The organism is Psychrobacter sp. CLB018 (genome assembly GCF_041222815.1).
GTDB lineage: Bacteria > Pseudomonadota > Gammaproteobacteria > Pseudomonadales > Moraxellaceae > Psychrobacter > Psychrobacter faecalis.
The window spans coordinates 3,089,632-3,114,965 of the sequence record NZ_CP166085.1 but is presented as its reverse complement, the minus strand read 5'-3'; the positions used below and the strand labels follow the sequence as shown (position 1 = coordinate 3,114,965).

The 25,334-nt window shown below is 43.8% G+C and carries 18 protein-coding genes and 1 pseudogene; 15 read left to right on the top strand and 4 right to left on the bottom strand.

All coding sequences use genetic code 11. The features are described from left to right. The first annotated feature begins 28 nt into the window (after positions 1–28). From thrC to AB8P72_RS13230, 8 genes and pseudogenes are all read left to right on the top strand, one after another. The gene (gene thrC / locus AB8P72_RS13265) at positions 29–1,450 is read left to right on the top strand and encodes a threonine synthase (protein WP_068405029.1); all 1,422 of its coding nucleotides are present in this window, start codon (positions 29–31) and stop codon (positions 1,448–1,450) included. A 313-nt stretch (positions 1,451–1,763) separates the two neighbouring features. Continuing rightward, a pseudogene (locus tag AB8P72_RS13260) lies at positions 1,764–1,904 on the top strand (LysM peptidoglycan-binding domain-containing protein); the annotation flags it as partial. Positions 1,905–1,967: 63 nt separating this feature from the next. Next, positions 1,968–2,795 (top strand): peptigoglycan-binding protein LysM, encoded by an 828-nt coding sequence (locus tag AB8P72_RS13255; protein WP_369957866.1) that lies wholly within the window; start codon positions 1,968–1,970, stop codon positions 2,793–2,795. Positions 2,796–2,925: 130 nt separating this feature from the next. Then, positions 2,926–4,125, top strand: a complete 1,200-nt coding sequence (gene dprA, locus AB8P72_RS13250) for a DNA-processing protein DprA (protein WP_369958301.1) — start codon at positions 2,926–2,928, stop codon at positions 4,123–4,125. A 106-nt stretch (positions 4,126–4,231) separates the two neighbouring features. Continuing rightward, positions 4,232–4,867 carry an L-threonylcarbamoyladenylate synthase gene (locus tag AB8P72_RS13245; protein ID WP_068405023.1) on the top strand — a complete coding sequence of 212 codons (636 nt, stop codon included), beginning with the start codon at positions 4,232–4,234 and terminating at the stop codon, positions 4,865–4,867. A gap of 159 nt (positions 4,868–5,026) precedes the next feature. Continuing rightward, positions 5,027–5,989, top strand: coding sequence for a TIGR01777 family oxidoreductase (locus AB8P72_RS13240; RefSeq protein ID WP_313205946.1), 963 nt, complete (start codon positions 5,027–5,029; stop codon positions 5,987–5,989). Positions 5,990–6,184: 195 nt separating this feature from the next. Then, the gene (locus tag AB8P72_RS13235) at positions 6,185–7,258 is read left to right on the top strand and encodes a metallophosphoesterase (protein ID WP_313205945.1); all 1,074 of its coding nucleotides are present in this window, start codon (positions 6,185–6,187) and stop codon (positions 7,256–7,258) included. A gap of 116 nt (positions 7,259–7,374) precedes the next feature. Then, positions 7,375–8,511, top strand: coding sequence for a metallophosphoesterase (locus tag AB8P72_RS13230; RefSeq protein WP_369957865.1), 1,137 nt, complete (start codon positions 7,375–7,377; stop codon positions 8,509–8,511). A gap of 107 nt (positions 8,512–8,618) precedes the next feature. On the opposite strand, the gene AB8P72_RS13225 is transcribed toward AB8P72_RS13230, so the two are convergent. Further along, positions 8,619–10,106, bottom strand: a complete 1,488-nt coding sequence (locus AB8P72_RS13225; RefSeq protein WP_369957864.1) for an alpha/beta hydrolase — start codon at positions 10,104–10,106, stop codon at positions 8,619–8,621. Between the two features lie 477 nt (positions 10,107–10,583). On the opposite strand from AB8P72_RS13225, the gene grpE reads away from it, so the two are divergent. The 6 genes from grpE (at position 10,584) to AB8P72_RS13195 (ending at position 17,324) form a co-directional block, all read left to right on the top strand. After that, positions 10,584–11,198 carry a nucleotide exchange factor GrpE gene (grpE, locus tag AB8P72_RS13220; RefSeq protein WP_068405014.1) on the top strand — a complete coding sequence of 205 codons (615 nt, stop codon included), beginning with the start codon at positions 10,584–10,586 and terminating at the stop codon, positions 11,196–11,198. 243 nt (positions 11,199–11,441) lie between these two features. Then, the gene (gene dnaK / locus AB8P72_RS13215) at positions 11,442–13,385 is read left to right on the top strand and encodes a molecular chaperone DnaK (RefSeq protein ID WP_068405012.1); all 1,944 of its coding nucleotides are present in this window, start codon (positions 11,442–11,444) and stop codon (positions 13,383–13,385) included. Positions 13,386–13,715: 330 nt separating this feature from the next. After that, the gene (locus tag AB8P72_RS13210) at positions 13,716–14,252 is read left to right on the top strand and encodes a porin family protein (protein ID WP_068405010.1); all 537 of its coding nucleotides are present in this window, start codon (positions 13,716–13,718) and stop codon (positions 14,250–14,252) included. A 168-nt stretch (positions 14,253–14,420) separates the two neighbouring features. Further along, positions 14,421–14,909: an NfeD family protein gene (locus AB8P72_RS13205; RefSeq protein WP_227514939.1), complete on the top strand. Its 489-nt coding sequence runs from the start codon at positions 14,421–14,423 to the stop codon at positions 14,907–14,909. A 21-nt stretch (positions 14,910–14,930) separates the two neighbouring features. Further along, positions 14,931–15,791 carry an SPFH domain-containing protein gene (locus AB8P72_RS13200; protein WP_068405008.1) on the top strand — a complete coding sequence of 287 codons (861 nt, stop codon included), beginning with the start codon at positions 14,931–14,933 and terminating at the stop codon, positions 15,789–15,791. Positions 15,792–15,947: 156 nt separating this feature from the next. Next, complete coding sequence (locus AB8P72_RS13195) at positions 15,948–17,324, top strand: esterase-like activity of phytase family protein (protein ID WP_068404322.1); 1,377 nt, start codon at positions 15,948–15,950, stop codon at positions 17,322–17,324. A 97-nt stretch (positions 17,325–17,421) separates the two neighbouring features. Here AB8P72_RS13195 and hemN read toward each other — a convergent pair whose 3' ends face one another. Continuing rightward, positions 17,422–18,966 carry an oxygen-independent coproporphyrinogen III oxidase gene (gene hemN / locus AB8P72_RS13190; RefSeq protein ID WP_369957863.1) on the bottom strand — a complete coding sequence of 515 codons (1,545 nt, stop codon included), beginning with the start codon at positions 18,964–18,966 and terminating at the stop codon, positions 17,422–17,424. Between the two features lie 189 nt (positions 18,967–19,155). After that, entirely contained in the window at positions 19,156–21,609 is a 2,454-nt protein-coding gene (locus AB8P72_RS13185) for a penicillin acylase family protein (protein WP_369957862.1), read from the bottom strand. Between the two features lie 378 nt (positions 21,610–21,987). Between AB8P72_RS13185 and AB8P72_RS13180 the strand changes: the two genes are divergently transcribed. Next, on the top strand, positions 21,988–23,550 hold the full coding sequence (locus tag AB8P72_RS13180; RefSeq protein WP_369957861.1) for a YifB family Mg chelatase-like AAA ATPase: 1,563 nt from the start codon (positions 21,988–21,990) through the stop codon (positions 23,548–23,550). Between the two features lie 8 nt (positions 23,551–23,558). Here the strand turns inward: AB8P72_RS13180 and ilvD are convergent, their stop codons facing one another. Continuing rightward, the gene (gene ilvD, locus AB8P72_RS13175) at positions 23,559–25,241 is read right to left on the bottom strand and encodes a dihydroxy-acid dehydratase (protein ID WP_369957860.1); all 1,683 of its coding nucleotides are present in this window, start codon (positions 25,239–25,241) and stop codon (positions 23,559–23,561) included. Positions 25,242–25,334 lie beyond the last annotated feature (93 nt).

Here is a 25,334-nt window from a genome sequence, read left to right as displayed (position 1 = left end):
ATCATCTCATTGTAGACAGGACAATCTAATGAAATATATCAGTACCCGTGGTCAGACAGCGCCGATGGATTTTAGTGATGTGTTATTGATGGGGCTTGCGCCTGACGGCGGTTTGATGCTGCCTGAGCAGTATCCAAATATTGATAATGCGACGCTTACCGAGTGGCGCTCGCTTAGCTATCCACAGTTGGCGCTGGCGATTATGCAGCGCTTTGCTACTGATATTCCTGTGGCTGATTTACAAGATATCATTGAGCGTACTTATACCGCTGAGATATTTGGTTCTGATGAGATTGTTCCTGTCCGTAAGCTTGAAGGCAATTTATATATTTTAGGATTATCGAACGGTCCGACGTTGGCGTTTAAAGACGTTGCCATGCAGTTTTTGGGTAATGCTTTTGAATATGTGCTTAAAAGAAAAGACGCACGTATTACCATCATTGGCGCCACCAGTGGCGATACAGGTAGTGCGGCAGAATATGCCCTGCGCGGTAAAGACAATATCGAAGTCTTTATGCTGTCACCGCATGGCAAAATGAGCGAATTCCAGCGCGCGCAAATGTATAGCTTAACCGATGCTAATATCCATAATATCGCCATTGATGGTATGTTTGATGATTGCCAAGATATTGTTAAAGCGCTACAGCAGGATGCTGAATTTAAAGCCGCTTATAACCTCGGAACCGTCAACTCTATCAACTGGGGGCGGATATTAGCGCAAATCGTTTATTACTTTAAAGCCTATTTTGCCGTTACTACAAGCAACGATGAAAAAGTCAGCTTTAGCGTGCCATCAGGTAACTTTGGCAATATCTGTGCCGGTCATATCGCTCGCGAAATGGGATTGCCAATCGAGCGTCTAATCGTTGCGACCAATGAAAACGATGTGCTTAACGATTTCTTTAATCAAGGGGCCTATCAGCCGCGTCCGACTGATAAAACTTACGTCACCTCAAGTCCGTCGATGGACATCTCTAAAGCTTCCAACTTTGAGCGCTTTGTCTATCTACTACTCGACAAAGACAGTGCCCGTGTCAGTGAATTATTTGAAGGGGTGAAATCTGGCCAAGGGTTTGATTTGTCTGACTTGATGAAGGTGGTCAATACCCGTTATGGCTTTGCTGCGGGCAAGTCCACCCATAGCGACCGCCTACAAACTATTAAGGTACTTTATGAGCAGCATGGTGAGCTAGTTGATCCGCACACGGCTGACGGTATTAAAGTTGCTAAAGAATTACAGCGCGAAGGTGAAGTGATTGTTTGTGCCGAAACAGCATTACCGGTGAAATTTGCTGATACTATCTTTGAGGCGGTTGGAGAGATAGAAATTGCGCGTCCTGCGCATACCGATGGCTTAGAAGCCTTACCGCAGCATGTAGTAGTATTAGATAATAATGCTGAATTGGTCGCTGAGCAAATTCGTCAGCATGTGACACCAAATCCAGCTTAGGCAGCTTATTTTTATTAACCGCTTATCAAAATTAATATCCAGTTATCAATAACTAAATTTAGGTTACGCCATTGTAATAAGATGTTTATGATTGTGTTATGGTATATATAATTGTAATATTGAAAACGGCGTCGGTAAGTCATTATTAGGCTAGGCGATTTTTTACAACTAAACCCGTCAATCATACTGAATAGCTGCTTTATAGACATTATATTAGCGGTATATATTGTGGATATAACAATGAAGATGAGCTTAAAGAAGATAGCAAACGCACTATTACTGACGGCATTTAGTGGTGCAATGCTGCTGACCACTGACCACTGCCCACGCCAATAATCCACCGCCTACTATTAAGGCTGATGCGCCCAATCGCTATATCGTCAAAAAAGGCGATACCTTATGGGATATCTCAGGGCGTTATCTAGACAGTCCTTGGCGCTGGAAAGAGATTTGGGCGACCAACAAGCAAATCAAAAATCCCAACCTTATTTATCCTAACGACGTTCTTATCCTCTGCGTGATTCAAGGTAAAACCTTGGTCGGTGTCGATACCGACCAAGGTTGCGCAGGGGTTGAAAAACAATTGACTGGCAATGTGGTTGCCAGCTCAGTTACTGTGACCTCTACCGCTAATAGTATTCCGCCTATTCCATGGTCTGCTATTCAGCATTGGCTCGACAAGACCATCATTGTTAATCCAGCAGATTTTAATACCACCCCATACATTTTAGCCTCAAAAAAAGGCAATTTAATTACCGCTAGTGGCGATAAAGTCTATGCCAAAGGCGTACCACTTATCGTTGGCCAGCGTTACGGTATTTACCGTGAAGGCGAAAAGTATGTCGAGCCTAAAACACAAAAAATTATCGGTTTAGAAGTGACTCAAGTCGCTACCGGTCTGGTCACGTCTACCGAAACCAATGGCGTGACCAGCTTGCAGCTTATCGACAGCTATGGCAAAGAAGTGCGTGAAGGCGACCGCGTTTTTGTGGAGCTAAATAATTCAATACCGCCAGTATTTTATCCAACGCCAGCAACCGTTAATCGCGGCGGTATGATCGTCCGCGTGATGGATTCTATTAGCTCAGCGGCTAAGGGCAGCGTCGTTGCGATCAATTTGGGCAGCGCACACGGTGCCAAACCTGGTGATGTATTGACCGTTTTTCAAAAAGGCGCGGTCATACGCGATATCAAGGATAATGACACGCCAGTCCGTTTACCAAGCGAGCCTACTGGTATGGTAATGGTGTTTAATACCTTTGATAATATCAGCTATGCGTATGTGCTTGATTCTGAGCTACCGCTCAATGTCGGTGATCAGCTGTTACCACCGCCGTATCTATAATAAGTTCGATATCTCTAATAAGTATAATGCTTATTCTTTGAGCTAAAAGTTTAACTTAAACTAAATGAGCTAGATGATTATGACCGCAGTCACTTCTCTTTTATCCGCCTAGCAGCGTGCCGTTTTAGCGCTGTGGACTGAAGTGAATGCGTCATTATCAGCATATCATAAACTCATCTCTAACTTTGGCACGGCAGGGTTTGCTTGGAATGCTAAAGTAGAGGCATGGCGTCAATTGGGCATTCATAGTACCCATCTTAAGCGTCATGAGCAGCCAGAACAAACGCTCACTACTATCGATAAAATCCAGCAAGCATTGTTAGACGGAAAATACGGTCTTTTATTTGCTGACCAGCCTGACTATCCAGCGCAGCTGCTAGAAATATACGACCCACCACCATTGTTATTTTACCGTGGTGATAAAGCGCGTTTGCAGCAAGCGCAAATTGCCATCGTTGGTAGTCGCAAACCCACCGCCCACGCGCAAAAAATCACCTTTGATATGGCACAATACTTAGCGCAAGCTGGTTATATTATCACTAGCGGTCTTGCGATGGGTGTCGATAAGCGCGCCCATTTAGGTGCTTTAGCTCAGTCTGATACTGAATATCAAGGCCGTACGATTGGCGTGATGGGAACGGGGATTGATGTCAATTACCCCAATCATCATGATAAATTATTTAGTCAGATTATTGACCAAGGCGGCTGTATCGTCAGTGAGCTACTACCGCACACGCAGCCACACAAACACACTTTCCCGCGCCGTAATCGTCTAGTTGCAGGACTTAGCCTCGCGACCATTGTCACTGAAGCGACCATTCAAAGCGGCTCACTGATTACTGCGCGCCTAACCTCCGAGCAAGGTAAACAAGTTTTTGCCATTCCAAGTCATATTGATAATAGCAATGCCGAAGGCTGCCATCATTTAATACGTGAAGGCGCAACGTTGATTTATCATCCGCAGCACGTCCTTGAAGATATTAATAATCAGTTGGACTATAGAGCGCATACCTATCAGCCGTCATCTAATGCAGAGTCTAGTATTGAGCAAGCAACTCTTAGCCAAAGTACCAATTCTCTAAATACAGAGACGCTCTCTAGCAAAAGTATTAATCAATCGCCACAATCTAATCTCAAACCTTCTTCCCATACTAGTGTTATTCCTGAGCATTTAGCGCTCATTTATGAGCAACTTGATTGGCATGGGCAGGATTTAGATGCGTTGTTAAATACTACTGATATGTCGGCCGCGCAATTGATTGGGCAACTTATGGAGCTGGAGTTATTAGGCGTTATCAGTGTACAAGGTGGGCGTTATTTGCGCGTGTAGTTTTATTTTTAATCAAAACGCGATTTTAAGAAATCTTTAAACCTGCTGTTTTACCCATCGTTTAAGTTGTATTATATCTCCTCATACTTTCCTTTCTTATTCCGCTATGTCTACATCTAAAGCTCTTATCACCGATTCTGTCATCGAAGCTGCGCATTGGCTCCAACAAGGACAGCTGCTTGCTTATCCAACCGAAAGCGTTTGGGGTATCGGCTGTGACCCCTTCAATCAACAAGCAGTAGAGCAGCTTTTGGCTATCAAACAACGACCGTTAGAGAAGGGCATGATTGTGGTCACCGATAGTGTCAGTCGACTTAAGATGTTGTTAAATAGTCTAAATGAAGATCAACGCCAGCAAGTGTTAGTCAGTTGGCGTAACGATACTGATTGTGATGTCGATAGCCAGCAGGCCCATACGTGGTTATTACCGTTATCAGAAAACTTACCCGTTTCTATCCCTGCGTGGATTACCGGTTCCCATCATAGTGTGGCGGTGCGGGTGATTGACCATCCTTTGGTGCAGCAGCTGTGCCGTCAAGTGGTGTCCGTCCATAATCCCTATGGCTTTGTCGTTTCGACCAGCTGTAACCCGTCCGGTCAGCCGCCTGCTTTAACACTCTCACAAGCACAGGCTTATTTTTCTAATAGCAATGAGCAAGTTGGCTATCTAAAGGGCGAGACGCTTGGTTATCAGCTCCCTAGCCAAATCAGCGATGCTCGAACGGGTCAAGTGATTCGTTAGTAACCATTTAAAAGCTAATATTTTTTATATTAGTAGTTCAGTCCTCTATTTATACCCAATCTTACTTTACGCCTTATACCTACAATTCATCTCTTGTTTTTGTAGATGGTTTTTTGTCACACTGAGAAAAAGGCAAGACAACTATAAGGATAAAAAGCGATGAATATTCTAATCAGTGGTGGCTCGGGATTTTTAGGTAGCGCGTTTAGTGAAGCAATCATTAAGCGCTATCAAAAAGATGATAAAAAAGTGCAGATTACGTGGCTGACGCGCGATGGTAAGCAGGCGCATCCTAATGATATTAAAATGATGACCTATGATGAGCTGGTGAAGTCAGATAAAAGCTTTGATGTTATTTTGAATCTAGCAGGCGCAGGGATTGCTGATAAACGTTGGAGTGACGCGCGTAAAGAGCAATTGCTTGCCAGCCGTATCAAACCTACTGAGGCGCTACTGGATTTTATTGCGCGTAGTAATAGCAAACCTAAGCTACTGGTTAGCGGTTCAGCGATTGGCTGGTATGGTCCTCAAGGTGATAAGTCTTTGACAGAAAGCAGTGGTTTTAACGCTGATTTTTCGCATAAACTCTGTGACGACTGGGAACAGTTGGCGCTAAAAGCTACCGATTACGGTGTCCCTGTTGCTATCGTACGCACTGGTGTGGTTATCCATCCTAAGGGCGGTATGGTCAGTAAATTATTAACGCCGTTTAAAATGGGTGTCGGTGGTCAATTGGGTGACGGTAAGCAAATTATGAGCTGGATCAGTCGTACTGATTGGGTAAGAGCGGTAATATTTATCATTGAGCAACATCTTAGTAGTCAGAGACAGCAAGTGAATAGTATTGATAATACTCTAACAACAGCAAACGCTACGCCAGCGCTGGTTTATAACTTGACCGCGTCCAACCCTGTGACCAATCATACTTTTACTAAAACGCTTGGCGCATGGCTACATCGTCCGACATTTTTTACTTTACCAGCATTTTTATTAAAGCTGATGTTTGGTGAGATGTCGACCTTGTTGATTGATGGGCAAAAGGTGCTGCCACAAGCGCTACTGGACGCAGGTTTTGAATTTGAACACACAGCTTTAGAGCATGCACTGGAGCAGCAAGGGTGAGTTTTTAGAGGTATGTTTCATGTGAAACAATGGATTTAAAACAACGTTTTTGAAGCATTGATTTAAAAATAACGTTAAATTACTAAGTGCTTTATATTTCTAGTTCTATAAAGTTTCAATAAACCATCATGCTGTCTACAACAGGTAAGAATATTGGCGTACTATAAGCCCGTCTTTGTCTGATTCAATTTTATCATGTGGCCTTTTATCATTCTTACCCAGCTGCTCGCCCTGATGAGTAGCGTGATATTTTACTGGTTCTTTCAACCAAAACAGCGCTTAGCTAAAGCCGGTTTGTTTTTAAGTATTTTTATTATCAACAATGTTTTTCTGCTCTACGGCTTGAGTGAATTTTGGCGCGAGCGCTTTCATGTCTATCTGGTTGTCGGCATTTTACAAGGCTTTATGTTTTATGCCGCATTAATAACTGCGGTTATTGCCTTGGTCTATGTTTATATTCTTAAACAAAAACTCCGGCCAAAACTTATACGTGCCGTTGCAGCGATAACTTATATTGGTATTGTGGGCTTGGCGGTATTTAATGCCTATTCACCAGTCGTCCATCGTCTAAACGTCACGACAGATAAGCTGCTTAAGCGGCCGCTGCAAATTGCTTTGGTGTCTGATACGCATTTGGGTAGATGGTTTGGCAATCGGCAGATAGATAAGATGGTGAGGCTAATTGATGCCCAAAATCCTGATGTCGTGGTCATCGCAGGCGACGTCATGAATGATTCTACTGACGCTTATGATAAAACCAATATGCATGCGCACTTATCAAAAATGACAGCGCCGCTCGGTGTTTATGCCACTTTGGGAAATCACGATTATTCTGGTAACGAAGTGGCAATTGCCAAGGCCGTTGAACGTGCAGGGATACAGGTAATTGATAATAAAAGCATTTGGTTAGACGATTCAGTGTTGCTGATAGGGCGTTCAGATGAGACAGATCCCGCACGTCCTGCTGCGACAGATTTGCTTAGTGAAGTGAGGGCGGATAAACCAGTAATATTTTTAGAGCACAGCCCTGCTGACTTGGAGCAAATAAAAGGTTTGCCAATTGATTTGCACCTGTCAGGGCATACGCATGGTGGGCAGATATTTCCTTTAACGATATTACTAAAGTGGTTTACGCCGCTGGTTTATGGGGCTAAGCAGGTTGAAGGCACGCAGTTTTTGGTGACATCAGGTTACGGGATTGGCGCAGTACCCTTTAGGCTTGGCACGCGCTCTGAGATATGGATGATTACCTTACAGTCGGCGCAGTAGTAGTTATCCCAGCGCTCACAAGTATTGAAAAAGCAGTCGCTATAATCCGCTAATTTATAAATACCGCCACAACCCAGCAAACGCTTTATCAAAATATTATCTCGCTAGGAATTTTCATGCGCTACGCATTTATTATCACTATTATTGTCCTGCTGCAGCTGTTTAGTTTTGGCGCAGCGTGCAGTCTAGAATGGTGGCTACAGCCTTGGAGCTCGCCTTTATTAATACAGGTGACTTGGCTTGCTGTCTTTGCGATTACCAATATTCTTTTGCTGCTTAGCGTCACAAAATCATTTGCTAGTAGCTATCGCTGGATAAGTGCTTGGATGATGGTGATGCATTTTATGCTACTAACGGCACTATTGAGCAGTCTATTATATGGTGGTTTTTGGCTTTTACATGCTTTGGGTATTCCTACTTTTTATGATACAGACGTAATTAGTATTGGCTTACGCATTTTTGCCCTAGTTTTCTTTATAGGCCTATTTAGCTATACGCTGTATAACGCTTACGTGCCGGCAGTGCGCGAGCTGTCTGTCAAGATTAATAAGCCGCTAAATTACTCGCTGCGTGTTGCAGTAGCCAGTGATTTGCATTTGGGCCGTTTATTTGGCAACAAATCTATCGAACGGCTCAATGACATTGTGCAGCGCTATGAAGCAGACATATTGTTGATGCCAGGCGATATTATGGATGATAACACTGAGGCGTTTGCTCAATACCATATGGCAGAAGATTTGGTGAAGCTGGTGAATAGTTTGCGCTACGGTGTCTATGCGACGTTAGGTAATCACGATTTGTACGGTCACGAGCAGCCAATTAGTAAAGCTTTACAAGCTGCTGGCGTGCAGTTGCTCAACGATGAAGCGACTTGTCTGTCGCATCAAGGCCAGCCGATCTGGCTTGTTGGACGTTTTGATAATCATAAACGGCAGAGGGTAGCAACGACCGAATTGCTCAAACAAGTGAATACTACTGAGCCAGTGATTTTATTAGATCACCGACCGAGCGATATTATGGCGCATAGTCAATTACCGATTGATTTACAGGTTTCAGGACATACCCATAACGGGCAAATATTTCCGGCTAACTTTATTGTAAAGGCCATCAATCGTTTGGGTTATGGCTACGAAAAAATCGGTAAAGGTCACTTTGTGGTATCGTCAGGTTATGGGTTTTGGGGCATACCTTTTCGTTTAGGCTCACGTTCTGAAGTTTGGCTCATTACGTTAAACGGTCAGCCCAATTCATAAAAACTATCTTTATCATATTAATGTCCTTGACGATTTAGTTGTCATAAGTCCTTAATTGCCCATTAAACGCCAACCTCACTTTTTAGTGATAACGGCTATTCTATTTCTTAGGCTGCTAATAAATTTTGTGTACTTATAATGTCACGTACAAAACCAGCAAAGCCATGGATAATATGATTGGTTTCCTGCTCAAGTCCTTGGTGCACGCTCATAAAATGAATAAAGCCATGCGGCGCACCGTAGACCGTATAAGTTTGGACAGCTCTACCATAATCTTCTAACTGCTTGGCATACGCAAACGCCTCATCACGTAAAACGTCCAATTCTGCTGCAACGACATAGGTCGGGCAAATTTGTCGATTGTCACCGAGCATAGGCGACGTCAAGATATGTTGACGTGGCAGCGGACTATTTTCTAAACAAGCCGCATCAAAAACCGCCACATCGGCGTGATCGAGCAATAACCCTTCGCCGTATAGCTCCCAGCTTGGATAATCATTTTCGATATCTGTCACAGGGTATAAAGGCATTTGTGCCAGTGGCTGCGGCAGGCGCTGTAATATCTCAAACGTTTTTTGCCCATCAATCCCTAAGTCTTGCCATGCTTTTGCAGACGGCGTGATGACTTGTTGCGCAATCATGGTTGATAAGCCGCCGCCTGCACTATCTCCTGCCAAAACAATACGTGACGCTAGTGCCCCGAATGATTGGCAATTATCAGCTAACCAAGCATAAGCGGCAATACAATCTCTTAACCCCGTAGGCGCAGGATGTTCAGGCGCTAGGCGATAATCGACACTGACCACTGGCCATCCTGTTCGCTCACAGACAGCATGACAAAACTCGTGATGGGTGTTGATGTCGCCAATACAAAAGCCACCGCCATGGAAAAATAGCATGACGGTTTCATCAGGATTGCGTTTGGCTTTCTTTTTAAAACTAAAGCCTGCTGCGTTTACTTGCTTTTGATAACAACGAACCAGCATATCGCCATCATCAGCGTTGGCAATCGTCTTATCTTCCCAATTGACGCTAGGTTCATTTTTCTTAGTAAAAGGTTTTATCGTGTCGAATAAGGATGAGCTTGCCTGCTGCCAAACTCTTGGCGTTTGCATAGCAACGGCGTCAGTGGCAAAGCGTTTACGCAGCTCGCCCATCTCTGAGAGCTGTAAAGGGGTTTTAAGCTTGCTATTTACCGCCAGAATCAAACGCAAATGCGCATCAACGTGTTCATACTGCTTAGCCGTAGGTCCATCTAGATAACCAACCAAGCTGTCTAATACTGTTTCTGGCAAGAGACCGATACTTTTCATTGCATAGTGCAGCAAATGTGGCTGATAAGTCGTCAGCAAATTGTGATGCAGTACTTTATCTCTAATGGATAGGTGCTCGCTGTCAATGCAGGATTGCCTATCGTCAGTGCTTATTTGCAAAGGATTGATGGGCAACGGCTCATTTTCAACATTCTCTGAAGGGTTGTTTGATGAGTTAACAGATGAATGCTGACGTTTTTCTTGACCTAAAGACGTAAGGTTTAGTGTCCTTACTGCTTTATTAAGTAAGGTGTTGACTGATAATGTCGCTGAATAAGGCATAACACCTCCCATAAATGATAAATTATATTTGTAATTATCATAAGATAGGCAAAAATAAAGTTGAGTATTCTTTGGTAAGAGTGTGCAGGCTAATAGTAATTTATCTGGCTTAACTGACGTTTTTTTGTAGGTTTTGTTAGTGAAATGAATTACTTATTGACAATAAGCGTAAAGGGAATAAGGTTGTTTTAAAGTAGGTAATCATCTCAAGCATCACCATATCGTTATCATGGGTTAAGGCAGTATTCATAACCAGCGATAAAAATTCTACACAGTAGGCTTGAAATTTACCCTCATCACCTTTATTAATCAGCTATCAGAAGGTAGTTAAAAGTTATTGCTAACCATAGGTGATTTATAAAATCACGGTTTGGCTAATGGTCGATTATTTCATTGTCTGGCCAATTTATGGTGTTGTTTTCTAATCCATCATTATTCAGTTAATAGCCTTATTCATAATTATATAAAGGAGCCATCATGAACGAGCAGAATAATAATCACGAAAATATTGATCAAAACGTGCCACACGACAACGTTTCGCATGACAATGTCGAGCACGATGATAGTATCTTAAAAGAAACGCTAGAAGAGTTTAATCCACAGCAAAACTCAGGGGAAGAAAGCACTATCGAAAACGATATCGATTTAGATACTTTTAAAGCCCGTATCGCCGAGTTAGAAGGCGAGGTCAAGCAAGCGAAAGAAGGGACAGCGCGCGCCAATGCTGAAGCTTACAATGCGCAAAAACGCATGGAGCAAGAAGCCGATAAGAGCAAAAAATTTGCCCTGCAAAAATTTGCCAAAGAGCTATTAGAAGTGGTCGATAATTTAGAGCGCGCTATCGAAAATGCTCAAGCAGATGATCCTGTTATCGAAGGCGTCAGATTGACGCATAAAGCATTATTAGATGTCTTAAACAAAAACGGCGTAGAAGTGGTTGAGCCACAAGGCGAGAAATTTAACGCTGATTTGCATGAAGCAGTTGGTATTGATCCAGAAGCTGAAGCCGATACTGTGGGTACAGTACTGCAAAAGGGCTATAGTCTGAACGGTCGTTTGCTGCGCCCCGCAATGGTTCGTGTTGGACAATAGGTTCTGCCAGCTTAACCATTTAAAATTAATATTTTAAATAATAAGTCTTTAACCACGCTAAACCTTACTATTAATAAGGGTTTACACAAAAAATCACATAAAAGACATTTTTTGCCGGTTAAATGACTTGAAATAATACAGCGCCAAACCTATATAGAACAACAAGTGACCGTCTAGTATCTGCTAGATTAGGTCTGATGAGATAAATAGCTTATTTAAAAAATAAATTAGGAGCAATTAATTATGGGTAAAGTAATTGGTATTGACTTGGGTACAACGAACTCATGTGTCGCAGTGATGGAAGGTGATAAAGTTAAAATCATCGAAAATGCTGAAGGTACACGTACCACACCATCGATTGTCGCTTACAAAGATGACGAAATCTTGGTCGGTCAGTCAGCAAAGCGTCAAGCGGTGACCAACCCAAACAACACTTTATTTGCCATTAAACGTCTGATTGGTCGTCGTTTTGATGACAAAGTGGTACAAAAAGACATCGGTATGGTGCCTTATAAAATCGCTAAAGCCGATAACGGTGATGCATGGGTTGAAATTAACGGTAAAAAATTAGCGCCACCACAGGTTTCTGCTGAAATCTTGAAAAAAATGAAAAAAACAGCGGAAGACTATCTTGGTGAAAGCGTCACCGAAGCTGTTGTAACAGTACCTGCGTACTTTAATGACTCACAGCGTCAAGCAACCAAAGATGCGGGTAAAATCGCTGGTCTTGATGTAAAACGCATTATTAACGAGCCAACCGCTGCCGCACTTGCTTACGGTATGGATAAGAAGCAAGGCGATAGCACCGTTGCCGTTTATGACTTGGGTGGTGGTACTTTTGACGTATCAATCATCGAAATCGCTGACGTTGATGGCGAGCAGCAGTTTGAAGTATTAGCGACCAATGGTGATACCTTCCTTGGCGGTGAAGACTTTGACTCAGCGTTGATTGATTATCTGGTTGATGAGTTCAAAAAAGACCAAGACGTCAACCTAAAAGGTGACTCGCTGGCGATGCAGCGTTTAAAAGAAGCCGCTGAAAAAGCAAAAATCGAGCTATCAAGTGCCCAAAGCACTGAAGTCAACCTACCATATATCACTGCCGATAGCAGTGGTCCTAAGCATTTGGTTGTCACTATTAGCCGCTCAAAACTTGAGAGCTTAACGGAAGATTTAGTACAACGCACGATGGGTCCTTGTAAAACTGCCCTTGAAGATGCTGGTCTAAAAGTTGGCGATGTTGATGACGTCATCTTAGTTGGTGGTCAGACTCGTATGCCATTAGTGCAGCAAAAAGTACAAGAATTCTTCGGCCAAGAGCCACGTAAAGATGTGAACCCTGACGAAGCGGTTGCCGCTGGTGCTGCGATACAAGGTGCGGTATTGTCTGGTGACAAAACTGACGTCCTATTGCTTGACGTAACACCATTGACGCTCGGTATCGAAACCATGGGCGGTGTCATGACGCCAATCATTGAGAAAAACACCATGATTCCAACTAAGAAATCACAAGTTTTCTCAACGGCGGAAGACAACCAGCCAGCCGTAACGATTCAGGTGTATCAAGGTGAGCGTAAAATCGCTAACCAAAACAAACAGCTTGGTCGTTTTGACTTGACGGATATTCCACCAGCGCCACGTGGTTTGCCGCAAATCGAAGTTACCTTTGACATTAACGCTGACGGTATCATGAACATCTCAGCGAAAGATAAAGGTACTGGTAAAGCGCAAAGTATCCAGATTAAAGCGGATTCTGGTTTGTCGGATGAAGAAGTCGAACAAATGGTGCGTGATGCTGAAGCCAACGCTGCTGAAGATGAGAAATTTGCTAACCTTGCGCAGGTACGTAACGAAGCAGATGGTCGTATTCATGCGGTACAAAAAGCGCTAAAAGAAGCTGGCGATAAAGTCACTGAAGATGAAAAATCAACAGTAGAAACTGCCATCTCTGAGCTTGAAGCGGCTGCTAAAGAAGATGATTATGATGATATCAAAGCCAAACTTGAAGCGCTAGACAATGCTTTCTTACCAATCAGTCAGAAGATTTATGCTGACAGCGGTGCTGGTCCAGAAGGTATGGATCCAAGCCAGTTCCAACAAGGCGCTGAAAATGCTGGTAACAACAACCAAGCGGATGACGATGTCGTTGATGCTGAGTTTACTGAAGTTGACGAAGATAAAAAATAAGCTTAATTAAAGCTTAAATCGACGTTGATTTCATAATAAAAGGCGTATCTTTCGGGATGCGCCTTTTTAATGTTGACTCTCAGTCGCTGTTAATGAGTAGGGAATATTACTCAAACTAGGTTATTGTAACAAAAGATTTCATATCTAGCCCTTTGTAACCCAAGGGCCGACAAACACTTGCAAAAGTTAACTTTCTTACCATTAAACACTGACAGAGTTTTTGACATGGTTTGTTACTATGTATACATCGTTAGCAAACAAGGCGATATGGCTAAAAAGCCCACATAAATAAATAACTTGTTTGTCCAAATTGATTTTAAGGAGCTACACATGAAAACTCTACAAAAAACTTTACTAGCCCTAGCTGCAGGTTCTTTACTAAGCGTAGGTGCACAAGCAGCCGTAGCATACGGCAATGGTTATACTGGCCAGCCATACGTTGGTGTAAAAGTCGGTCAGTTTGACCTAGACGTAGATGGTGCTGATGATCCAACTGCTTATGGCGTATACGGTGGCTATAACTTTGATCCTAACTTCGGTATTGAAGCTGAATATGTAGGTTCAGATGATGCTGATTATCGTGGCGGCGATATCGATGCCAAAACTTACGGCGCTTACGGTACTTACCGTTATGCATTCCCAAATACTGGACTATACGCTAAAGGTAAATTAGGGGTTGCCAGAACTGAAGTAGAAGCCTCTGGTACAACTTTAGGTTTATATAACGGTACAGATAAAGATACAAGCCTAGCAGGCGGTGTTGGTCTTGGTTACTCAGTCAATCCTGACTTCAGCGTTGAAGCAGAATATGACAAACTAGGTAGCGATGCGGATCTTATGACTATCGGCGCTCATCTTAAATTCTAATTAACTGAACATTAAGTTCTATATTAATGAAAGAGTTAGATGATAAGCAAAATAAAAAACGATCACTTAGGTGGTCGTTTTTTTATGCCTATAACTTTTAAGGCGCTGTTTGATAACAAAATGTGCTACATTGAAAGCTAGAATGATAAAGATAGGGAATGAGCAATTATGGAGATGCTTTGGATGCTTGAACCGTGGCACTGGCTGGTATTAGGCTTTGTATTGCTAATCATTGAGATGTTTGTACCGACGTTTGCCAGCCTGTGGTTTGGCGGAGCGGCTATCATCGTGGCTGCTCTTGCGTGGTTGCTACCCATTTCTGTATCGATGCAAATCATTATTTGGTTGGTGCTCTCGGCTATCTTTTTATTGGCTTGGTTTAAATTTATCAAACCATTATCTGTCGATCGCACCAAAGCGGGGTTGGGCGGTAGTGTCATCATCGGTGAAACTGGGATGATTATCGTCGCGCCGCAGTTAGAGCGCGCAGGCGTTGTACGCTTTAGTGTACCTATCGTCGGGGCTGCTGAGTGGATGTGCCGTACGAGCGGTGAGCAAGTCGCCGTCGGCGATCGCGTGATAGTGACGGATATCGTAGGTAATGAGCTGATTGTCAGTAGTATGCAAGCGCAAGCAGTTATTAATAAAAATAGTTAGGCATAATAATAGAGGTGCAACATGGAAAGTTTTAGTATTGTCATGATCGTTTTGATTGCATTGGTCGTGTTTACGGTGTTCAAAGGCGTGCGCATTGTTCCTCAAGGGTATAAATGGGTGGTGCAGAGACTCGGTAAATATAGCCAAACCCTAGAGCCGGGATTAAATTTAATCATTCCTTATGTCGACGATGTGGCTTATAAAGTGACGACCAAAGATATCGTCCTTGATATTCCCTCACAAGAAGTCATTACCCGAGATAACGTGGTCATTATCGCCAATGCCGTTGCTTATATTAATATCGTGCGCCCCGATAAAGCGGTTTATGGTATCGAAGACTATGAATACGGTATTCGAAATCTAGTGCAGACGTCTTTGCGTTCAATCATTGGTGAGATGGATTTAGATAGCGCCTTGTCAAGCCGTGATGAAATCAAAACCAAGCTCAAGTATGCCATCTCAGAGGATATTGCCGATTGGGGTATTACCTTAAAGACGGTAGAAATCCAAGATATCAATCCCTCGCAAACCATGCAAGCCTCGATGGAAGAGCAGGCGGCGGCAGAGCGTTTACGCCGTGCTACCGTCACCCGTGCTGACGGGCAAAAGCAAGCGGCTATCTTAGAGGCAGATGGTCGCCTAGAAGCGTCACGCCGAGATGCGGAAGCGCAAGTGGTATTGGCGAAAGGCTCAGAAGAATCTATTCGTCTGATTACTGCTGCAATGGGCGACGAAGAAATGCCGATTGTCTATTTACTTGGCGAGCAATATATCAAATCGATTCGTCAGTTAGCCGAATCTGATAACGCAAAAATGGTGGTATTACCGGCTGACATTCTAAGTACCATAAAAGGTATGGTAGGTGATAAGCTTAAGGTTTAACTAAGTATGCTTTAGGCGTATTTAAATTTGTTAGAAAAATAGTCAGTGAGCGTTTTACGTGCTGACTATTTTTTTAACTTTTAATTGATAGCTAATCAACTTTTTAGCGTGCATTACTCTATTTTTAATAACAATAATAATTCAAGGAAAATAATAATGGCTAACGAAGATATCAATAATAAAATGACGGCTATAAATGAATTTGTGCAAGGTAGCCCGTTGCCTTATAGCGAGCTTGATGCGTCGCATATCAATGCCGCTTATCCTGAGCAGAAATTAGAGATTCGAGGCGGCGGCTACGGCTCAGATGCAGCGGCGCATCCAACCAATGCCAAGCAATTTTATGCCCTGACCGACCGTGGTCCTAATGCCGACTTTGACGGAATTGCCGGTAAAGGTAAGCAGTTTCTTGTGCCAAATTATACGCCGTCTATTGGGTTGTTTGAATTGCAAGCTGACAGCAAAATTATCAAAGTAAAAGAAATAATTCTAAAAGATAGCAATGGCAATCCTATCTCAGGACTACCAAACCCCAAGGCTTTTGGCGGCACCAATGAAGTACCTTATGATGTCAATGGTCAACCGATGACAGTCAACCCGCAATTGCCTTTTGATGCGGTAAGTAATCCGATCAAAACTGATATCAATGGTTTAGACCCTGAAGGACTCGCAGCGCTGCAAGATGGCAGCTTTTGGGTCAGCGATGAGTACGGTCCGCACCTTGTGCATTACGATGCCAATGGCGTAGAGATTGCGCGTATCAATGCGTTTGCCAATGATGAGCGTAATAATGTGATGGTTGATGCTAAGCCAATCTTGTTACCGACGGAATTTAGCAAACGTCGTGCCAATCGTGGCATGGAGGCGTTAACCATTACGCCTGACCAAACGACGCTGGTCGGTATCATGGAGTCCTCTATGGACAATCCCGATAAGTCAGGGCGACTCTCTAGTTTGGTACGTATGGTAACGATTAACTTAGTTTCAGGACAAATAGCGCAGTATTTATATCGATTGGATAACGCAGCGCATGTGACCTCTGGCATTGTGGCGCTTAATGACCATGAGTTTTATCTCATTGAGCATGATCGCAAATTCCCGCTCCAAGATAAGTCAGCACAAAAACTCATTTATAAAATTAATATCGCGCAAGCAACAGATATTGCAACCATTGCAAATGATAAAAGTGTTAAACAGAATGATAGACTGGGTTTGACAGTGAATGGGCAAACGCTTGAGCAGCTGATTGCAGAAGACGAAGAAAACTGGCAGACCCTTGAAAACTTAAACATCACGCCTGTTAAAAAAACCTTGGTCGTCGATGTGCTGGCGAGCTTAGATTACCCACATGATAAGCTTGAGGGCTTATGGTTAAGACAAGATGGTTCATTGGGTCTACTCAATGATGATGATTTTGCGATGACAGATACCGATATAATCAATCCAAAAAGTAGCGTCGAGCAAAAGTATCTCGATAAAGAAAAAACCATTGAAGATGCCAATCGCTTATATATTGTTATGCCGACTGAATAGAGTAGATTGGTTTTTTTATCAATACTTATCGTATTACAGCCAATAAAAAGACCTCGCATTAGCGAAGTCTTTTTTATTAATAACGTATAAAAAAGTTTTAAATTACTTTAGAGAAGCGGTTTTTATGTTTTTTCTCAAGATACTCATCGAACACCATAGCGACATTACGCCCTAATAGACGACCTTTTGGCAGGACGCGAATACCAGCGGCATCCATGTCAATCAAGCGGTCCTCTTGCATCGCGCCCAATTGCTGAATTTCATCGATAAAGTAAGTAATAGCATCGATACCAAATTTCTGATTAACGTCTCTAAAGTCGATATAGTCGTGACAAAGTAAATTCATAATCACGTATTCACGCAGACGATCTTTAATCGAGGTTTTAATCACATTGACCGCTGGCATGATCGCTGGATTATCACGCGCCGCATCGATATTTTCTTTATATACCTGCAAATCCGTATGGTTTTGCAAAATATAGCTGCTATTGGCGTTAGAGATTTGGCTGATTGACGACACGCCAAAGCCTAATAAATCGCAATCGCCCATGATGGTATACCCCTGAAAATTACGATGTAATTTGCCTTCGCGCTGGGCGATAGCAAGCTCATCGTCAGGTTTGGCAAAATGGTCGATACCGATATATTGATAACCGGCCTCGCTCAAGGTATTGATGGTATTACCGAGCATGGTAAGCTTCTCAGCTGGCGTCGGTAAATCTGCCTCTCTGATTTGGCGTTGCGATTTAAAGCGCTCAGGCAAATGAGCGTAATTGAATACCGATAAACGATCGGGTGACATCTCAATAACACGGCGTACGGTCTTGTCTAGAGTCGTTGGCGTTTGATGCGGTAAGCCGTAAATCAAATCGACGTTGGTAGAATGGAAGCCCAATCTACGCGCTTCAGCAAGCACATTCTCAATCAGTTCAGCAGAGTTGATACGGTTGACGGCGATTTGTACTTTTTCGTCTAAGTCTTGTACGCCTAGACTGACACGGTTAAAACCAAGGTTACGCAGTACCGTTAGTGTCTCGTCGCCAAGCTCACGCGGATCGATTTCAATAGAGTAATCGCCTTGGTCTTCTGGCAAAAATTCAAACTGGGTCTGCAAAAATTCCCAAAGTTTTATCAACTCATTATCTTGTAGAAAGGTTGGCGTACCGCCACCGAAATGCAGCTGCTTAACCAGTGGATTTTTACGATCGGCTGGCGTTTTTAATAGGCTACGTTTGTGCTTGATTTCCGCCATTAAATATTCTAAATAATCTCCAGCGTCGCTGTTCTTTTTGGTGATAATTTTATTACAAGCACAGTAGTAGCAAAGGTGACGACAAAACGGAATATGGAAATACAGCGATAAGGGCGCATCGGCTTCGCGCTCTTGCAGAATCTTAGTCTCCAGCCCCTCAGGCATCGGTGAAAATTCTAATGCGGTCGGGTAGGAGGTATAACGCGGCCCAGAACGATTGTATTTATTGATAATCTCTTCATCGAATGCTGGTAGCTGTTTGCTGGTAATGCTGCCACGGGTACTGGCATAGGGATTGGGCATCTCAACCACAGGGCGTGCAGTCGTAGGCTGCTCGTCGGCATGAGCGAAAGATTTTTGGTCGCTATTGATATCGGCTGGTTCTGACATGCGAGATTCCTCGGTTTAACTGTATAAATCGCCACTTAAGTAATAAGTAGTATAACAAATCAATAGTCATAGTGGCATGGACGGTAAGTTTTCGTATATACCCATAAAGTTGTATTGCTATCTACAATAAAAAAAGACTTCAGGATTACCCTAAAGTCTTTTTTATTATAATCAATAATTTAGCTAGAACTATTCTCTCAATTTAATCACTTCACCAACCGCTTGTTTGGATATTTCGCTCTTACTAAATGGCAGACGAATCCACTCTTTATCTGAATAACGGCGCGTCTGATCACGATGATAAGGGCGCGTCGTATCTCCTGCTTGTGAGTAGGCAAGCAGCGCCTCTACAACAGGACCTTTACTATCAAAGGTCACTGACTGCATATAGGTTGGGCCATTGGTCACTGGACCATAAGTGCCATCGCTGTTTTGACTTGAGCTTGCGACATTGAAGACGCCTTCACCACCAAAACCACCATGCATAGGAATCTTTTCATTGTTCTTGCCTGCATCAATAACGAACTGCAAGCTTCCTAATGGCGCATCAAGCGCAATAGTTCTATCATTAAAATATTTGATTGAGTCGCCAAGCGCAGTACGTGTCTTATCATTGATGATTAAGTCACGAGGGGTGTTAATGGGATCTGCCTTATTAAATGGAACACCAAAACCTGCATAATCACTCACACCAAGATTGGTCCAAAACTTTCTAAAGACATGAGCGCCTTTACTATCGAGATTATCGCGGCGATCCCAATTGCTTAGTACGTTACAAGCTTGGGTTGCGTCAATGCTGCCACCGTCTTTTAAAGGCAATAGAGGGTTAGCGGTACAATCTGCTAAGACATCATCGAGCACTAATTCGGCTGCATAACTGCGGTTGCCATAGACGACTTGTTGTAGCTTATCTAAATCAAAATTATGGCCACCAAGTCCATCTTTATTGCTCAGTCTATCTAATACTTGGGTAAATGCCATTCTGGTACGTAAAGATAGCGGTGCCGCGTCTTCAGAAAGCGGTAACAAATCACGTCTTAATAATGGGGAGAATCCAGTTAATGGTTGTTCTGCATTACTGAGCCAATAACTATCGTTTGAATTTAGGACATAATCATCACGAATTAAAAACGGTAATTTTGAGCCGCCAAAGATACCCGCTTGAGGAGAATCGGCGTCCGTATCCCACTCACAGGCAGCCGTACTACCATTAAGTGCAGGTAAGTCTGCGGCAATCAAAAGAGGAAGAGCAGCTCCAGCGTCAGCACTACAAGCTACTAACTTTTCTCTAGTGACATTAGGTACCGTTGAGATATCGGCGTAAAGCGCTTTACCGTTACGGTCAGTAGCAATGGTATTGACAAACCCTAGGCCTAGAATTTTTTGCATTCTATCGACGAGATCTCCAACGCTAGTGGCCATATTCATACTGCGCCACTGATTGAGGGCTCTTGGGTTCTCAGAGGCAGCATCACGGATAGTATAAACAACGTTATTAGCATCACCCCATGCTGGTAAGCGAGGATCAAGCAGTTTTGCATTGAGTATTGGCCCATAATGTGAAACATAGATGTTCCGAGTTATTGTTTGATTGTTTGGCATCTTAACAATGACTGGAACCGTTTCAATATCACGTTGTTCAACCTTACCGTCGCTGTTGACATAATTGTATTTAAAAGGACTACCGTTGACTAGACTAAGCTGATAAAGGGTAAAGCGCTTAGCAGTCGATACCGTATGGCTCCAAGCCACGTCTTTATTAAAGCCGATGTTGATAAAAGGTTGACCTTGCTGAGCGGAACCCATCACATCAAGCTTACCTGGTATTGTTGTATGAAATTCATAAAAACGCTGAACGCCTTCCCATGGTTCATGTGGATTTCCATACATTACGCCACTATCAGTACCTGTTACCTTACTACCAAAGGCATAAGCATTACTACCGCCATCTAATACGTTGATAGTTGTCATATCGAATTTTTCATCCGACTCTGCTATAGGTTCAGGGCTACTCATTCTAGAGCTTCCCATGACGATACCTGACGCTGGAGGAGCTACTTGTGCGATTTGTTTGACGAAGTTAGAGAGTCCACCGCGTAAATTGGCTTTGCCATATAGAGCCAACATATCGTCAATATTGATTTCGCGAACCCATTCAGCGCCTGCACAGGCAGGGTCTTCAATATTTTTGACCCCTTTGTCACGCAAATAGCGATTGTAGCCAGCGGCATAGCCTTTGACCGCATCAATCACTTCAGGGTCTTGAGCCCCTAGAAAACCCGATCGTCGTTCAGGAGAGTTATACCAAGTGTAGAAAACATCGCTATTCTCATTACCCTCAGCACCCAGATAGCGCATACTCTCACCCTTAGCGATTACGATTTCACGTGCTAAGGAGCAGATATTGTCTTCGGCAAAAGCATACCCGACGCCATAACCCAGACCTTTATAATTTTTAGCAGTGATGTGCGGGATACCAAACTCAGTGCGCTGGATATCCGCCGCATAAGTACTATCACCAGTGCCATCGTCTATATTGCCGTTAAAATTGTCGTTATCCGAACAGCCAAACAGTCCCAGAGAGACTGCCATCGTCAATAGCGTGAGTGTGCGTACACGCCGATTAAGCACATTAATGCTCATAAGCTTACCCATCCATGGTTAATTACGATTTTATAAAGCGCTAACGAAAATCACCGCCAAGCTTTATATGTCAATAAAATCCTTTTATTGCCATGCTTTTATCTGTCTTATTTTCTATTTTTTTGAATGAAATAATAAATAAGAAAAATTAAAAACATTTATCAATCATATAACACTTTTAAATATCTATGCTAGCGAATAAATCGCAGAATTTAGGCGCTGATATTTTGCTTAGTAGTAGTCAGAAATGAGTTTTATCTATTAAAAAATAGGCTAGAAATAATAAGGTTTAAACGGATTGATAAAAATAGAACACGACATTTGCGCGCTGATTGATAATGCTCTATTATCGATTAATCTTTATAGTAGGAAACGCTGATGTCGTTCGCCCAAGTCTATACGCGTTCAGTCGTCGGACTGCACGCGCCGCAGGTCATTATCGAGGTGCATTTATCACAAGGCTTGCCAGCGCTGACCATTGTCGGCTTGCCTGCCGCTGCTGTGCGCGAAAGTAAAGACAGGGTGCGCTCGGCGATTTTGAATTCGGGCTTTCAATTCCCTAATCGGCGTTTGACGATTAATCTAGCACCGGCAGACTTGCCAAAAGATGGTGCAAGATTGGATTTGCCAATAGCCATCGGTATTTTGGCCGCCAGTGGACAGCTTGAGCCAGAAACGTTATCAGGGTTTGAGTTTATCGGCGAGCTTGCACTCAATGGCGAGTTGCGGCAAGTGAGTGGTAGCTTGGCGGTTGCTCGAGCGATGAAAGCAGAGTCGTTAGTGGTAAATTCTACCAAACCTTCTACAAAATCTGATGAACAAGAATCGCGCCAGTTACGGCAATTAATAGTACCGATTGATAATGGCGCGGAAGCCAGCCGTGTCGAGGGGGTGACGATATTAGCGGCGCAAAACTTAAAGGCAGTCTGTAATCATTTGCAGTCGCTCACAGATTCTAGCCTTATAGATGAGCGCTTAGAAGTCGTGCAAGCAACCGCTGCGCAGAGTAAAGTTGCTTATAAAGTTGATTTGGCGGATGTTAAAGGTCAGCATCATGCTAGGCGGGCGTTAGAAATCGCCGCCGCTGGTGGCCATTCGATACTGTTTACCGGACCGCCGGGTTCTGGCAAGACGTTGATGGCATCACGGCTACCCACTATCTTGCCAGACTTGAGTGATGAAGACGCATTAGAAGTTGCCAGCACCTATTCAGTGGCAGATAGCGACTATGATTATGGTACGCGGCCATTCAGGCAAGTTCATCACACCATATCTGCAGTGGCGTTGGTTGGTGGTGGTTCTCGTCCCAAACCTGGCGAGATCACCCTTGCTAACAAGGGAATTTTATTTTTAGATGAATTACCAGAGTTCGATCGTACGGTGTTAGAAGTATTGCGTCAGCCGTTAGAGGCCAAGCAAATAACCATTAGCCGTGCCAACTCGCAGCTTACTTTCCCCGCAAACTTTCAACTGGTAGCAGCGATGAATCCTTGCCCGTGTGGCTATGATGGTGACGGCTCAGGGCGATGCCGCTGCCGACCTGAGCACATTAAACGCTATCAGGATAAGCTATCAGGGCCATTACTTGATCGGATTGATTTGCATATTACTGTGCCAGCGCTACCGATTGCTGATTTACAAAATGCGCAGGCTGGCGAAACCTCTGAGCAAGTCCGCACACGAGTCGCTGCCGCGCATGAGCGGCAGTTAAAACGGCAGAAAAAGGTAAATAATGAGCTTAGCCCCAATGAGATAGATAAATATATTCATTTGGGCGAGGCCGAGCAACAGTTATTACAGCTTGCACAGCAGCGTCTAAATCTATCGGCGCGCGGCTACCATCGGGTATTACGCGTTGCGCGCACCATTGCTGATTTGGCAGATAGCGAATGCATCACCAGCGCCCATGTCTCTGAGGCGCTAAGCTATCGTAGCAAGTGATTTAGCGCTTAAAACCTATCGGTAATGGCACCTTCTGAGGCACTGCCAACGGTTTTGGCGTATTTAGCCAGTACGCCGCGCTTTATATTTGGCTCTGGAGCGATCCACCTGCTTAAACGCTTCTCAATGTCTACTTCGCTGATATTTAAATTGATTTCATTATTATCGGCATCAATGGTGATGGTGTCGCCGTTTTCAATAATGGCAATCGGGCCGCCAACCATGGCTTCAGGGGTGATGTGGCCAACGACAAAACCATGACTACCACCAGAGAAGCGGCCATCGGTAATTAAGGCAACATCATTGCCCAAACCGCGCCCCATAATAGCAGAGGTCGGCGACAGCATTTCACGCATTCCGGGGCCACCTTTTGGGCCTTCGTAACGAATAACAACCACGTCACCCGCCACCACGGTGCCATCTAAAATGGCGCTCATGGCCTTTTCTTCTGAGTCAAACACCCGTGCTGTGCCCGTAAATTGAGTGCCTTCTTGACCACTGATTTTTGCTACCGCACCGGTTGGTGCAACGTTGCCGCGTAATATACGCAAATGGCTGTCAGCTTTAATGGGATTGTCGAACGGACGGATAATGTCTTGGCCTTCTGGGTAATCTTTTACGTTAGCTAGATTTTGAGCGATGGTGTTGCCATTAACGGTTAAGCAATCACCGTGTAGTAACCCTTTTGCCAATAAGCGCTTCATTAATGGGGCGATGCCACCAATCTCGATGAGCTCTGACATGAGGTAACGGCCTGATGGGCGTAAGTCGGCCAACACAGGAACGCGCTTTCCTATTTCGGTAAAGTCATCAATATTTAGCTCGACACCAATGGCATCGGCCATAGCCAGTAAGTGCAGAACCGCGTTGGTTGAGCCGCCCAATACAATCACCATGGTAATGGCATTTTCAAAGGCCTTGCGCGTCATAATATCGCTAGGCTTGATATCATTATCAAGGAGCCATTGGATCGCTTCACCGGCTTTTCGGCAGTCTTCACGTTTTTCCGGAGAGATAGCTTCTTGCGCCGAGCTACCGGGTAAGCTCATGCCAAGCGCTTCAATCGCTGATGCCATGGTGTTGGCGGTATACATGCCACCACAAGAGCCAGGGCCTGGGATAGCCGTTCTTTCAACTTCTAAGACTTCCTCTGCTGTCATATCGCCACGGGCATTGGCACCGACGGCTTCGAAGACAGAAACGATGTCGGTGTGGTTTTTACCCGGCTGAATGGTACCGCCATAAATAAACAGCGAAGGACGGTTTAAGCGCGCCATGGCCATAATACAACCCGGCATATTTTTATCGCAGCCACCGATAGCAATGATCGCATCGTGACCTTGGCAGCCCGACACGGTTTCAATAGAGTCGGCAATCACTTCACGCGATACTAAGGAGTACTTCATACCTTGGTAACCGTTAGCAATACCGTCAGAGATGGTAATAGTATTAAAGATAATCGGTTTGGCATAGGCCAAATAAACGCCTTTGGCCACTTCATCCGCTAAGCCGTTAATATGAATATTACAGGGCGTCACTTGGCTCCAAGTCGAGGCAATACCAACTTGTGGGCGCTTAAAATCCTCATCGGTAAAACCGACAGCACGCAGCATAGAACGAGCAGGAGCTTTTTGGATGCCATCGACCAAAATAGCGGAGTATTTTCTGTTGCTGTCATCTTTTTTAATCATTCTCTGTCTCCAATAGCGTACGGTTTATTGGCTTATTTAAGCTTAAGTACCGCTTAATCATACGCTAAAGCGGTTATAAAAACCTAGTACTCC